Source organism: Mycobacterium sp. MFM001 (assembly GCF_003402475.1).
GTDB lineage: Bacteria > Actinomycetota > Actinomycetes > Mycobacteriales > Mycobacteriaceae > Mycobacterium.
Genome location: NZ_BFAB01000003.1, coordinates 173,077 through 185,281, shown reverse-complemented (window position 1 = coordinate 185,281; position 12,205 = coordinate 173,077). Strand labels below are relative to the sequence as shown.

The following is a 12,205-nucleotide window of genomic DNA, read 5'->3' as shown; positions in this document are numbered from 1 at the left end:
ACCACGTGACGCCCCGCGAGACCAACGCCGCTGACCCTTCCTCGTCTCAGGTTCGCAGCAGCATCGATGTTCCGCCCGACCTCGTCGTGGGCCTGCTCGGTTCGGCTGACGAAAATTTGCGCGCACTCGAGCGGATCCTGGCCGCCGATCTGCACGTGCGAGGCAACGCAGTCACCCTGGCCGGTGAGCCGGCCGACGTCGCACTGGGCGAGCGGGTGATCTCGGAGTTGGTGACGATCGTCGCCACAGGCCACGCCCTGACGCCGGAGGCGGTGCGCCACAGTGTCGCGATGTTGGTCGGCACCGGTAACGAGTCACCCGCAGAGGTCCTGACCCTGGACATCCTTTCGCGTCGCGGCAAGACGATTCGGCCCAAGACGCTCAACCAGAAACGCTATGTCGACGCGATCGATGCCAACACCATCGTCTTCGGGATTGGCCCGGCAGGAACCGGTAAGACCTATCTGGCAATGGCGAAGGCGGTCAATGCATTACAGACCAAACAGGTCACCCGGATCATCCTGACCCGGCCCGCGGTGGAAGCCGGTGAACGCCTCGGCTTTCTGCCGGGCACACTGAGCGAAAAGATCGACCCGTATCTGCGGCCGCTCTACGACGCTCTCTACGACATGATGGATCCCGAACTGATCCCAAAGTTGATGAGCGCCGGGGTAATTGAGGTCGCACCGCTCGCATATATGCGTGGCCGCACGCTCAATGATGCCTTTATCATTCTCGACGAGGCGCAGAACACCACCGCCGAACAGATGAAGATGTTCCTCACTCGCCTGGGCTTCGGCTCCAAAGTCGTTGTCACCGGCGACGTTACGCAGATCGACCTTCCTGGTGGCGCGCGCTCGGGCCTGCGCGTCGCGGCCGACATCCTCGAGGGCATCGACGACATCCACCTTTCGGAGCTGACCAGCGCCGACGTGGTGCGCCATCGCCTGGTTTCCGAAATCGTCGACGCCTACGCCAAATACGAAGAGCCCGGTCTGACGATGAACCGGGCCGCCCGGCGCGCGTCGAGCGTGCGCCACCGCCGGTGAGGACGCCATGAGCATCGAGGTATCCAACGAATCGGGCGTTGACGTCTCCGAGACCGAACTGGTCAGCGTCGCGCGGTTCGTCCTGGCCAAGATGGACGTCAACCCGGCCGCCGAGCTGTCGATGATGCTGCTGGACACCGCGGCGATGGCAGACCTGCACATGCGCTGGATGGACCTGCCCGGCCCCACCGACGTAATGAGCTTCCCGATGGACGAGCTCGAGCCGGGCGGCCGCCCCGATGCGCCCGAGCCGGGACCGGCCATGCTCGGCGACATCGTGCTGTGCCCCGAATTCGCCGCCGAACAGGCCGCTGCCGCAGGGCATTCCCTGGGCCACGAACTGGCGCTGCTCACCATCCACGGCGTGCTGCACCTGCTGGGATACGACCACGGCGAGCCGGACGAGGAAAAAGAGATGTTCGCTCTGCAGAACCGGCTGCTCGAGGAGTGGGTTGCCGATCAGGTCGAGGCCTACCACCTGGATCGCCAGAGCGAGAGAGATCGCCGGTTGCTGGACAAGTCAAGGTACTTCGACGAACCGTGAACGTATTTGCTCCGCTGCTCGGCGCGATCGTATTGATAGGCCTGGGCGGGCTTTTCGCGGCGATCGACGCCGCGATCAGCACGGTGTCGATGGCCCGGGTCCAAGAACTGGTACGTGACGCGCGGCCCGGTGCGGTGAGGCTGGCCAAGCTGATGGCCGATCGGCCGCGCTACATCAACCTGGTTGTGCTGCTGCGCATCACCTGTGAAATCACCGCCACCGTACTGCTGGTGGTCTTCCTGCGGGCAAGCCTTCAGCTGGAATGGGGCCGGATACTGGCCGCCGCGATCATGGTGGTGACCAGCTTCGTGGTTGTCGGCGTCGGCCCGCGTACCCTCGGCCGCCAGAACGCCTACTCCATCTCATTGGCGGCAGCCTTTCCGCTGCAGGCGATTTCGTGGCTGCTGATGCCGCTCAGCCGGCTACTGGTGGTCCTCGGTAACGCGCTCACCCCCGGCCGCGGATTTCGCAACGGACCGTTCGCGTCCGAGATCGAACTGCGTGAGGTCGTCGACCTAGCCCAGCAACGCGGCGTGGTCGCCGCCGACGAACGCCGCATGATCCAGTCGGTTTTCGAACTCGGCGACACACCGGCCCGGGAGGTGATGGTGCCGCGCACCGAGATGATCTGGATCGAAAGCGACAAATCGGCCGGCCAGGCGACCTCGCTGGCGGTGCGCAGCGGACACTCCCGCATCCCGGTGATCGGTGAGAACGTGGACGACATCGTCGGCGTCGTCTACCTGAAAGACCTTGTCCAGCAGACGTATTACTCGACTAACGGCGGCCGGGACACCACGGTGGCACAAGTCATGCGCCCTGCGGTGTTCGTGCCGGACTCCAAGCCACTCGATGCGCTGCTGCGCGAAATGCAGCGCGACCGCAACCACATGGCGCTGCTCGTCGACGAGTACGGCGCGATCGCCGGGCTGGTGACCATCGAGGACGTGCTGGAGGAGATCGTCGGCGAAATCGCCGACGAGTACGACCAGGCCGAAACCGCGCCGATAGAAGAGTTGGGCGACAACCGGTTCCGGGTCTCGGCTCGGTTGCCCATCGAAGACGTCGGCGAGCTGTGCGGCGTGGAATTCGACGACGACCTCGACGTCGACACCGTCGGCGGCCTGCTGGCACTAGAGCTGGGCCGGGTTCCGCTGCCCGGCGCCGAAGTGGTATCACACGGATTGCGGCTGCGCGCGGAAGGCGGCCCCGACCATCGAGGCCGGGTCCGAGTCGGCACGGTCTTGCTGAGCCGCATCGACTCCGACGGACAGGAGACCAACGGTGACGGCTGAGCCGCTCGACGCCGAAGATGCGAAACTGGTGGTGCTGGCCCGCTCGGCGATGGCCCGCGCCGAGTCCGGCAGTGGCGCAGCGGTGCGCGACCTCGACGGCCGCACCTACGCCGGTGCGCCGGTGAACCTCTCGGCGCTGCAACTGACCGCACTGCAGACGGCGGTGGCCGCGGCGGTGTCCAGCGGCGCCGCCGGTCTGGAGGCCGCGGTGCTGGTGGCCGGTTCGGCCGACGACGCCGGCATCGCCGCGGTCCGGGAGCTCACCCCGACGGCAGCGATCATCGTGACCGACCGCGACGGTGTCGTCGTGTGAGCGAATTCCATTCCGGCTTCGTCTGTTTCGTCGGCCGGCCCAACACCGGCAAGTCGACGCTGACCAATGCGCTGGTCGGTTCCAAGGTCGCGATCACGTCGAACCGGCCGCAGACCACCCGCCATACGATTCGCGGCATCGTGCATCGGGACGACTTCCAGATCATCCTGGTCGACACACCGGGGCTGCACCGCCCGCGCACACTGTTGGGCAAGCGGCTCAACGACCTTGTCCGCGACACCTATTCCCAGGTTGACGCCATCGGGTTGTGCATTCCGGCCGACGAGGCTATCGGCCCGGGGGATCGGTGGATCGTCGAGCAGATCCGTTCCGTCGCACCCAAGACCACCCTGGTTGTCGTCGTCACCAAGATCGACAAGGTGCCCAAGGACAAGCTGGCCGCTCAACTCGCGGCGGTCGGCGAACTCGTCGATCACGCCGAGATCGTGCCGGTCTCCGCGGTCTCCGGCGAGCAGATCGACGTGCTGATCGACGTGCTGGCCGCCGCACTGCCGCCCGGGCCGGCGTTCTACCCCGACGGGGAGTTGACCGACGAGCCCGAAGAAGTTCTGATGGCCGAGTTTATCCGCGAGGCGGCCTTGGAAGGTGTGCGCGACGAGCTGCCGCATTCGCTCGCGGTGGTGATCGACGAGGTCGAACCGCGGGAAGGGCGCGACGATCTGATCGACGTGCACGCGGTGCTGTATGTCGAACGCGACAGCCAGAAGGGCATCGTGATCGGCAAGGGGGGCGAGAGGCTGCGGCACGTCGGCACCGCCGCGCGCGGCCAGATCGAGAAGCTGCTGGGCACCAAGGTCTACCTCGACCTGCGGGTCAAGGTCGCCAAGAACTGGCAGCGTGACCCCAAACAGCTTGGCAGGCTGGGGTTTTGACGACCTAGCGGGTCACCACATGCGCCTGGCCGCCGGTGTCGGTGATGGTGCCGTGCTCGAAATCCGCCACCGATCCGCCCGGGATGGGCCGTTGATCGCTCACCGGGTACCCCAGTGGCCCGTCGGGGCCGCCGTTGCTTTCCCACGCCGCCCGGATGGCTCCCGACAGGATGTGGGCGCCGCTACGCGGCGACCAGTAGATGACGCCGGTCTGAAACTTGGTGTACTGGCCTCCGTTTGGCGCCGGCAGCTCGTTAGAGATCGGCGTGCCCAGCGGCCCGCTCGGGCCGCCCGAGTCGGCGTACTTGCGCAAGATTTCGCCCTGCACCACGTATTGCCCGCTGGGAGTGGGGATTCGGCTGGTCGACACCGGTGTCCCGGACTCGGCCAGACTGGACGGATCGACGCTGTTGCAGCCGGCAGCCGCCGTCGCAGCCACCGAAACGGCGATGCAGGCCAAGGCTTTTCGATAACGAGCCATCAACCGATCGACCCCAGGATCGCTTGTGACTCGATCAGCCCGTCGTCGCTGGGCGCGCTGCCTTCCGCGAACACCCGCCGGTACTGCTTGGCACGCCACTCCCGATGTGCTTCGGCCGGCTTGTCGTAGCCGTACAGGGCGCGCGCCTCCGCAGGAGAAACCACGACCGGGTTCCGCGGCGGGACGCCGAGCAGCACCGGAGCCACCACCGGCACCGTCGCCGGCGACAACAGCCGCAGCACCCACAGCCGAATCGTGGGCGGGCTGGCGTTGAGCGCGGCAAAGGCAATCCGCAGCATCGGGACGACGGCGATGTCGAAGAGCCGGGGCTGTTTCAGGCCGCCCATCGCGCGCATCCAGTGCGGCATGGTCGCCATCACGCCGGCTTGCAGGGTGCGGTTGATGACCCAGGTGACCGGCGCAAGGTAGCGCGGCAGCGGCGAGATCAACGCGGCGCCGTTGATCAGGTGCTTCATGGCCTGGCGGGCGATCGGCGAACCGGACAGCTGCGGACGCATTCGCTCGAAGTAGGCCCGGATGCCCTCCCGGCTGCGCGGCACGTCGGCCGGATCGCAGGTCTGCAGCTCCGCGGCAACGGCGCATTCCTCCCAGTACCGGGCTTCCTCCTCGGCCGAGAGCTTGCCGGGCCCGTATTTCTCGTAGGCGTAGAGGATCGAGTGCCACGCGGTCAGGTGGATCCACAACTGGGACTGCGGATCGTTCGCGTCGTAGCGCTGCCCGCTGTACGGCTCGGTGCCGATCGCCTTGGAGTGGACTTTCACCAGCACGTCGGCGGCCTGCGAGGTGGAACGGGAATCGCTGAATGCCACCATCGCGAAATAACGCAGCGTCCGGTCGTAGCGGGTGCGCGGCCGCTTGTAGATGTCGTGGGTTTGGTCGACGGACGCGACCAGCGCCGGGTCGAGTTCCTCGATCACCACCGAGCGGATGAATCCGACAGTCAGCGATGTCGGGTAGCTCCACACTTTCCAGGTGACCGAGTCGGGACCGAAGAAGCCGTAGTCCTCGGCGGGCTGAGGCATGAGTGTTGTCCTTCCGCGGGCCAATGTTAATGCCCATTCCTACAGCACTGTAGCATTGTCTGCTATGAGTGACGCAACCGTTTCGAGGCCGGCACTTCACCGGCCCCGCGCGGCCCACCTGGGCCCGCAACGGCGGCGTCCCCAAGTCCTTGACGCCGCCAAAGAGATCGCGCTGCAAGGGGGCTTTCCGGCGGTGACCATCGGTGCGGTCGCCGAGCGTCTCGGCGTGACCCGGCCCGTCGTCTACGCCTGCTATCCGGACCGGATCGCACTGATCAAGGCACTGCTGGCGCGCGAGGAGCAGAAGTTGCTCAGCGGCATGTTGGCCGCGTATCCGACCCGGGGCGGTTACGCCAGCACCCAGGACGCGTACATCGGCGGCATGCGGGCATGGCTGCGCACGGTCGCCGACCAGCCCGATACCTGGCGCACCCTGTTCTGCTGCAACCCCGGACCCGACGTCGCGGAGCTGTTTGCCCGCGGACGCCGCCGGGCCGCCGAGCAATTCGCCGAGTTGGTCAGACCCGACCTGCGGCGCTGGGGCACCGAGGACATCGACCGCAGGCTGCCCGTCGTCGTCGAGTTGTTCGTCTCGATGGGCGAAGCCGGTGTGCGCAGCCTGCTCGCCCCGGAGAACACATACACGCCCGACGAACTCGGCGAGATGGTCGGACGCGCCGCCTATCGGGCAATCCGGGAACTGGCCTGAGACGTCACGTTCGGCCGCTGGGCAGTGGCGGGGTATCGGTGCCGGTGTTCCACCACACCTCGGGCTGCTTGGCGGCCCAGCCGCCGACCGCTTCCAATTCGGCGGCCAGCGACACCAGCAGCGGCTCGCTGTTCGCCGGCCCCATCAACTGCACACCGATCGGCAGCCCCTCGGAGGTGAATCCCGCCGGAATGTTGATCGACGGCCAGCCCAGCAGGTTCCACGGCCACGTCACCGGGCACGCCGCGATCATCACGCGGTCGGTTTGCAGGCCGCTCAGCCCGTCGAACGCGTGCACCGGAGGCGGTGGCTGTGCAGTGGTCGGTGCCAGCACGACGTCGACGAAGCGGAAGATCGAGCCCACCCGACGCTGGTCGGCTGCTTCACGCGCACGGGCGGAGCGCAAGATCCACTGCGACAGCAGCCGGCCCATCCGCATGTTGGCCAGGGTTCGTTGATCCCATTCGACGCCGTCGCCGAGGCGCTCTGCCCAGTCCAGCAGTCCCGACGTGGACCGCGACAGGAAGTTCCACGACAACCACAGCCCGTAGTCGGGGTTGGCGGGCACCGTGCTGTGGCCGAGCAGCTGCAGTTGATCGGCCACCGAGTGCACCGCGGCGCGGATCTCGGGATGCAGCTTGGCCCGAAAACCGGTGAACGGGAACCGGGTTGACACCGCGATCCGCAGTTCGCCGGGTGCGGTGCCCACGTGGTCGGACACCTGCACGGGCGGCGGCTTGTGCAGGTCACCCTCGGCGTTGCCGGAGACGGCGTCGAGCACCAGCGCCGCGTCCTCGACGGTTCGGGCCAGCACACCGTTGACCGTGATGCCGTTGAACGCCTCCGGCAGCGGCCAGGTCGAGATGCGGCCGCGCTGCGGCTTGATGCCCACCAGATGCGTCCACGCCGCCGGGATGCGCACGCTGCCGGCGCCGTCGGAGCCGATGGCGGCGGCCACCAGGCCGGCGGCCACCGCGGCCGCGCTGCCGCCCGACGACCCGCCCGGCGTGTGCTTGCGCGACCACGGGTTGCGGGTGTGCCCGAACCCGGGCCCGCTGGTGAACGGCCATTGGCCCAGCTCGCAGGTGTTGGTCTTGCCGACGATCACCGCACCGGCCGCCTTGAGCCGACGCACCACCTCGGCGTCGGCGGTCGCGGGGGGCACATACCCCGACGTGCCGAAAAAGGTGGCGACGCCCGCAATGTCGGTGTCGTCCTTGACCGCGATCGGCACTCCCAGCAGCGGCGCCTGGTCGCCGGCGGCGCGGCGACGGTCGGCCTCGGCGGCATCGGCCAGCGCCGACTCGGTGAGCACCACCCGGAAGGCGTTCAGCGTGGACTGGCTCAGGTCGATCGCATGCAGCGAGCGGCGGACCAGTTCGTCCGAGGTCACCTCGCCGTTGGCCAGCTGGTAGAGCTGCTCGGTCAGGGTGGGAAAGCGGGGGTTAACGGCGTTACTCATCGGTACCGACATTATCGGCGCGTGGTCCCGGTGATGTCTCGGCGCGATGACAGACTGGTGTGATGCGGCTGTACCGGGACCGGGCGGTGGTGTGCCGCCAGCACAAGCTCGGCGAGGCCGACCGGATTGTCACCCTGCTCACCCGCGACCACGGGCTGGTCCGCGCGGTGGCCAAGGGCGTTCGCCGTACCCGCAGCAAGTTCGGTGCGCGGCTCGAGCCGTTCGCCCACATCGACGTGCAGCTGCACCCGGGCCGCAACCTCGACATCGTCACCCAGGTCGTCTCGCTGGACGCGTTCGCCACCGACATCGTCAGCGACTACGGTCGGTACACCTGCGCGTGCGCCATGCTGGAGACCGCCGAACGCCTGGCCGGTGAGGAACGGGCACCGGCCCCGGCGCTGCACCGGCTGACCGTCGGCGCGCTGCGGGCGGTGGCCGACGGACGACGGCCTCGCGAACTGGTACTGGACGCCTACCTGCTGCGCGCCATGAGCATCGCCGGGTGGGCGCCGGCGCTGACGGAGTGCGCCCGCTGCGCCACCCCCGGCCCGCATCGGGCGTTTCACATCGCCGCCGGCGGCAGCGTCTGCGGGTATTGCCGCCCGGCCGGCTCCACCACGCCGCCGGTGGGTGTGCTCGAGCTGATGTCTGCGCTGCGCGACGGCGACTGGGAGGCGGCGGAGGCCGCTCCGGCGTCGCATCGCAGCCACGTCAGCGGATTGGTGGCCGCGCATCTGCAGTGGCATTTGGAGCGGCAGCTGCGGACATTGCCGCTGGTGGAGCGGGTCTATTGGGTTGATCGAACGGTCGCCGACCGCAGGATTCCGCTGGTCGGGCAGGATGTGGCGCATGGTGCGGAATCAGAAGCCGGCTGAATTCCCGCAACTACCCCCTGCCCCCGACGACTACCCGACTTTCCCCGACACCTCCACCTGGCCCGTCGTCTTCCCGGAGCTGCCACCGTCGCCCGACGGCGGCCCGTGCCGCCCGCCGCAGCACAGGTCGAAAGCTGTCGCGCCGCGAATCCCGGCCGACCAGTTGCCTGTTCACGTGGCGATCGTGATGGACGGCAACGGACGCTGGGCCACGGCGCGTGGACTGCCGCGTGTCGAGGGCCACAAGATGGGGGAGGCGGTGGTCATCGACATTGTCTGCGGCGCAATCGAAATGGGCATCAAGTGGCTCAGCCTGTATGCGTTTTCCACCGAGAACTGGAAGCGCTCAGCCGAGGAGGTCCGGTTCCTGATGGGGTTCAACCGCGACGTGGTGCGACGCCGGCGGGTGAATCTCAAGGCGATGGGTGTCAAGATCCGGTGGGTCGGTTCGCGTCCGCGGTTGTGGCGCAGCGTCATCAAGGAATTGGCGATCGCCGAGGAGATGACCCGCGACAACGACGTCATCACCGTCAACTACTGCGTCAACTACGGCGGCCGCACCGAAATCACCGAAGCGGCAAGGGATATCGCGCGCGAAGCTGCGGCAGGCAGGCTGAACCCGGAGCGGATCACCGAGGCGACGATCGCACGTCACATGCAGCGCCCCGACATCCCCGACGTCGACCTGCTGCTGCGAACCTCCGGTGAACAGCGCTCCAGCAATTTCATGCTGTGGCAAGCGGCCTACGCGGAGTTCATTTTTCAGGACAAGCTGTGGCCCGATTACGATCGTCGCGACCTGTGGGCGGCCTGCGAGGAATACGCCTCGCGGCACCGTCGCTTCGGGAGCGCGTGATGCCTGAAGGGCCTGAGTTGCAGCAACGGTTGACGGCGGTGCTCCGCGAGATCCTGTCCGTCGAGGAAGAAGCCGACGGCGCGCTGACCATCCGTCACGACGGCACCTATGCGTCGTTGCGGGTGGTGAGCATCGTCGAGGACCTCGACCTGATCTCGCTCACCCAGGTTCTGGCGTGGGATCTGGTGCTGGGCAAGAAGATTCGTGACCGGGTGGCCGACGCCGCGCACAACACGCTGCTGGGCTCGGTGGCGCTGGTCGAGAAGGACGCCGGCAAAACTGCCGATGTGATGCTGCGCTACAACTTCCCGGGCAACGGCCTGACCGACGAGGCGCTGCGCACCTTGATTCTGATGGTGCTGGAGCGGGGCGCCGAAATCCGCCGCGCGCTAACGGCTTAGGTGCGCCAATCAGCCTTGGCACGCTCCGCAGGTGCCGAAGATCTCGATGGTGTGGCTGACGTCGGAAAACCCGTGCTCGGCCGCGACCTGCGCGGCCCACTTCTCGATGTCGTTACCGCCGACCTCGACCGTCGACCCGCAGCTGCGGCACACCAGGTGGTGGTGATGGTCGTCCGAGCAGCGCCGGTAGACGGATTCGCCGGTGTCGGTGCGCAGCGTGTCGAGCAGTCCCGCCGCCGACATCGACTGCAGCGTGCGGTACACGGTCGTCAGGCCGATGTTCTCGCCGCGCCGGCGCAACTCGTCGTGCAGTTCCTGGGCCGAGCGGAAGTCGTCGAGGCTGTCCAGCAGCGTCGAAATCGCCGCCCGCTGCCGGGTGGCGCGCACGCTGGGCCGCGTCACGAGTGGTCCTCACCCGCGTGCGCCACGGCGTCGATCACGATGTGCGCGAGGTGGTGATCGGCCAGCCGGTAGAGCACTTCGCGGCCTGAGCGCTCCCCGGCCACCACGCCCGCCGCCTTGAGGATCTTCAAATGCTGGCTGACCAGCGGCTGCGGCACACCCAGCGCGTCGACCAGCTCGTGCACGCAGCGCTGGGATTCGCGTAACTGCAGCACGATCGCGATGCGTACCGGTGCGGCCAGCGCACGAAGCAACTCGCCGGCGGCGTCGAGAATCTCCCGCGGAGGGGGCGGCGGAAAGGCGGCCGATCCGCCGTGGTCATGGCTTTCGACGAGCTCGTCGCCGTCGGCGGCCGTTGATGTGGTGGGGGACATGTTGGTTCCACTGTCACATGCGTAATGACGCATGTCAAAGACTGCGGGGTGGCTCGCTACGATGACGGTTGCTCACCGCCCCCTCATCCGTAGACCATCCGTAGACAAGGAGTGCACCACCTCGTGGCGTCCGTCATCGACACCGTCGTCAACCTGGCCAAACGGCGGGGGCTGGTCTATCCCTCCGGGGAGATCTACGGCGGCACCAAATCGGCCTGGGACTACGGGCCGTTGGGGGTGGAACTCAAGGAGAACATCAAACGGCAGTGGTGGCGCGCTGTGGTCACCGGCCGCGACGACGTTGTCGGCCTGGATTCCTCGATCATCCTGCCGCGCGAGGTGTGGGTCGCCTCCGGGCATGTCGAGGTGTTCCACGACCCGCTGGTCGAATCGCTGATCACCCACAAGCGCTATCGCGCCGACCACCTCATCGAGGCGTACGAGCAAAAGCACGGGCATCCACCGCCCAACGGCTTGGCCGACATCCGCGACCCGGAGACCGGTGAACCCGGCCAGTGGACCGAGCCGCGCGAGTTCAACATGATGCTCAAGACCTACCTCGGGCCGATCGAGACCGAGGAGGGGCTGCACTACTTGCGGCCGGAGACCGCACAGGGCATCTTCGTCAACTTTGCCAACGTGGTGACGACGGCGCGCCGCAAGCCGCCGTTCGGTATCGGGCAGATCGGCAAGAGCTTTCGCAACGAGATCACCCCGGGCAACTTCATCTTCCGCACGCGCGAGTTCGAGCAGATGGAGATGGAGTTCTTCGTCGAGCCGTCGACCGCGCCGGAGTGGCACCAGTATTGGATCGACACCCGGTTGCAGTGGTACATCGACCTCGGCATCAACCCCGACAATCTGCGGCTGTGGGAGCATCCGAAGGACAAGCTGTCGCACTACTCCGACCGCACGGTCGACATCGAGTACAGGTTCGGCTTCCAGGGCAACCCGTGGGGCGAGTTGGAAGGTGTGGCCAACCGAACCGACTTCGACTTGTCCACGCACTCAAAGCATTCCGGTGTCGACCTGTCGTTCTACGACCAGGGCAGCGACACCCGATATGTGCCGTATGTGATCGAACCGGCGGCGGGGCTGACCCGCTCGTTCATGGCGTTTCTGATCGATGCGTACAGCGAGGACGAGGCGCCAAACGCCAAGGGCGGCATGGACAAGCGCACGGTGCTGCGGCTGGATCCGCGGCTGGCGCCGGTGAAGGCCGCGGTGTTGCCGTTGAGCCGGCACGCCGACCTGAGCCCCAAGGCGCGCGCCCTGGCCGCCGAGTTGCGGCAGTGCTGGAATGTCGAGTTCGACGACGCCGGCGCGATCGGGCGGCGGTACCGGCGCCAGGACGAGATCGGCACGCCGTTCTGTGTGACGGTGGACTTCGACACGCTCGACGACCAAGCGGTAACCGTGCGCGAGCGTGACGCGATGACGCAGGAGCGGGTGGCGATCGACGCCGTCGCCGACTATCTGGCCAAGCGCCTCAAGGGCTGCTAAGC

15 protein-coding genes are annotated in these 12,205 nt (G+C 67.2%); 10 read left to right on the top strand and 5 right to left on the bottom strand.

What is annotated here, in order from left to right:
• Window positions 1–5: 5 nt before the first annotated feature.
• Genes MFM001_RS07170 through era form a run of 5 tightly spaced genes read left to right on the top strand, consistent with a single transcriptional unit; the run spans window position 6 to window position 4,094 of the window.
• Complete coding sequence (locus tag MFM001_RS07170; protein ID WP_116374562.1) at window positions 6–1,049, top strand: PhoH family protein; 1,044 nt, start codon at window positions 6–8, stop codon at window positions 1,047–1,049.
• 7 nt (window positions 1,050–1,056) lie between these two features.
• A complete protein-coding gene (gene ybeY, locus MFM001_RS07165; protein ID WP_116374561.1) occupies window positions 1,057–1,593 on the top strand; it encodes an rRNA maturation RNase YbeY in 537 nt (178 codons plus the stop codon).
• Window positions 1,590–2,888 (top strand): hemolysin family protein, encoded by a 1,299-nt coding sequence (locus MFM001_RS07160; protein ID WP_116374560.1) that lies wholly within the window; start codon window positions 1,590–1,592, stop codon window positions 2,886–2,888. Before ybeY ends, MFM001_RS07160 begins: the two co-directional genes overlap by 4 nt.
• Before the next feature lie 49 nt (window positions 2,889–2,937).
• Window positions 2,938–3,201, top strand: a complete 264-nt coding sequence (locus MFM001_RS07155) for a cytidine deaminase (protein ID WP_238159010.1) — start codon at window positions 2,938–2,940, stop codon at window positions 3,199–3,201.
• Window positions 3,198–4,094 carry a GTPase Era gene (gene era, locus MFM001_RS07150; protein WP_116374558.1) on the top strand — a complete coding sequence of 299 codons (897 nt, stop codon included), beginning with the start codon at window positions 3,198–3,200 and terminating at the stop codon, window positions 4,092–4,094. The genes MFM001_RS07155 and era overlap by 4 nt, the downstream gene beginning before the upstream one ends.
• A 4-nt stretch (window positions 4,095–4,098) precedes the next feature.
• Here era and MFM001_RS07145 read toward each other — a convergent pair whose 3' ends face one another.
• Together MFM001_RS07145 and MFM001_RS07140 are read right to left on the bottom strand one after the other, a co-directional pair.
• Entirely contained in the window at window positions 4,099–4,575 is a 477-nt protein-coding gene (locus MFM001_RS07145; protein WP_238158986.1) for an LGFP repeat-containing protein, read from the bottom strand.
• Window positions 4,575–5,618, bottom strand: a complete 1,044-nt coding sequence (locus MFM001_RS07140) for an oxygenase MpaB family protein (protein ID WP_116374556.1) — start codon at window positions 5,616–5,618, stop codon at window positions 4,575–4,577. The genes MFM001_RS07145 and MFM001_RS07140 overlap by 1 nt, the downstream gene beginning before the upstream one ends.
• A 64-nt stretch (window positions 5,619–5,682) precedes the next feature.
• Here MFM001_RS07140 and MFM001_RS07135 point away from each other — a divergent pair, with 64 nt between their 5' ends.
• The gene (locus MFM001_RS07135; protein WP_116374555.1) at window positions 5,683–6,327 is read left to right on the top strand and encodes a TetR/AcrR family transcriptional regulator; all 645 of its coding nucleotides are present in this window, start codon (window positions 5,683–5,685) and stop codon (window positions 6,325–6,327) included.
• 4 nt (window positions 6,328–6,331) lie between these two features.
• On the opposite strand, the gene MFM001_RS07130 is transcribed toward MFM001_RS07135, so the two are convergent.
• Window positions 6,332–7,789, bottom strand: a complete 1,458-nt coding sequence (locus MFM001_RS07130; RefSeq protein WP_238158984.1) for an amidase — start codon at window positions 7,787–7,789, stop codon at window positions 6,332–6,334.
• Window positions 7,790–7,851: 62 nt separating this feature from the next.
• Here MFM001_RS07130 and recO point away from each other — a divergent pair, with 62 nt between their 5' ends.
• The 3 genes from recO to MFM001_RS07115 are packed head-to-tail and all read left to right on the top strand — an operon-like array spanning window position 7,852 to window position 9,924.
• Window positions 7,852–8,667 (top strand): DNA repair protein RecO, encoded by an 816-nt coding sequence (recO, locus tag MFM001_RS07125; RefSeq protein ID WP_116374553.1) that lies wholly within the window; start codon window positions 7,852–7,854, stop codon window positions 8,665–8,667.
• Window positions 8,642–9,523: a decaprenyl diphosphate synthase gene (locus tag MFM001_RS07120; protein ID WP_116374728.1), complete on the top strand. Its 882-nt coding sequence runs from the start codon at window positions 8,642–8,644 to the stop codon at window positions 9,521–9,523. The genes recO and MFM001_RS07120 overlap by 26 nt, the downstream gene beginning before the upstream one ends.
• A complete protein-coding gene (locus MFM001_RS07115) occupies window positions 9,523–9,924 on the top strand; it encodes a hypothetical protein (RefSeq protein WP_116374552.1) in 402 nt (133 codons plus the stop codon). Before MFM001_RS07120 ends, MFM001_RS07115 begins: the two co-directional genes overlap by 1 nt.
• A 9-nt stretch (window positions 9,925–9,933) precedes the next feature.
• Here MFM001_RS07115 and MFM001_RS07110 read toward each other — a convergent pair whose 3' ends face one another.
• Together MFM001_RS07110 and MFM001_RS07105 are read right to left on the bottom strand one after the other, a co-directional pair.
• Window positions 9,934–10,326: a Fur family transcriptional regulator gene (locus MFM001_RS07110; RefSeq protein WP_116374551.1), complete on the bottom strand. Its 393-nt coding sequence runs from the start codon at window positions 10,324–10,326 to the stop codon at window positions 9,934–9,936.
• A complete protein-coding gene (locus MFM001_RS07105; RefSeq protein ID WP_116374550.1) occupies window positions 10,323–10,700 on the bottom strand; it encodes a metalloregulator ArsR/SmtB family transcription factor in 378 nt (125 codons plus the stop codon). The genes MFM001_RS07110 and MFM001_RS07105 overlap by 4 nt, the downstream gene beginning before the upstream one ends.
• Window positions 10,701–10,811: 111 nt before the next feature.
• On the opposite strand from MFM001_RS07105, the gene MFM001_RS07100 reads away from it, so the two are divergent.
• Window positions 10,812–12,203: a glycine--tRNA ligase gene (locus MFM001_RS07100; protein WP_116374549.1), complete on the top strand. Its 1,392-nt coding sequence runs from the start codon at window positions 10,812–10,814 to the stop codon at window positions 12,201–12,203.
• Window positions 12,204–12,205: the final 2 nt, after the last annotated feature.

Bases quoted from the DNA above. Each gene is read 5' to 3' on its own strand.
- ybeY (WP_116374561.1), top strand. From the start codon at position 1,057: ATGAGCATCGAGGTATCCAACGAATCGGGCGTTGACGTCTCCGAGACC.
- MFM001_RS07155 (WP_238159010.1), top strand. From the start codon at position 2,938: ATGGCCCGCGCCGAGTCCGGCAGTGGCGCAGCGGTGCGCGACCTCGAC.
- MFM001_RS07145 (WP_238158986.1), bottom strand. From the start codon at position 4,575: ATGGCTCGTTATCGAAAAGCCTTGGCCTGCATCGCCGTTTCGGTGGCT.
- MFM001_RS07140 (WP_116374556.1), bottom strand. From the start codon at position 5,618: ATGCCTCAGCCCGCCGAGGACTACGGCTTCTTCGGTCCCGACTCGGTC.
- MFM001_RS07135 (WP_116374555.1), top strand. From the start codon at position 5,683: ATGAGTGACGCAACCGTTTCGAGGCCGGCACTTCACCGGCCCCGCGCG.
- MFM001_RS07130 (WP_238158984.1), bottom strand. From the start codon at position 7,789: ATGAGTAACGCCGTTAACCCCCGCTTTCCCACCCTGACCGAGCAGCTC.
- recO (WP_116374553.1), top strand. From the start codon at position 7,852: ATGCGGCTGTACCGGGACCGGGCGGTGGTGTGCCGCCAGCACAAGCTC.
- MFM001_RS07120 (WP_116374728.1), top strand. From the start codon at position 8,642: ATGGTGCGGAATCAGAAGCCGGCTGAATTCCCGCAACTACCCCCTGCC.
- MFM001_RS07115 (WP_116374552.1), top strand. From the start codon at position 9,523: ATGCCTGAAGGGCCTGAGTTGCAGCAACGGTTGACGGCGGTGCTCCGC.
- MFM001_RS07105 (WP_116374550.1), bottom strand. From the start codon at position 10,700: ATGTCCCCCACCACATCAACGGCCGCCGACGGCGACGAGCTCGTCGAA.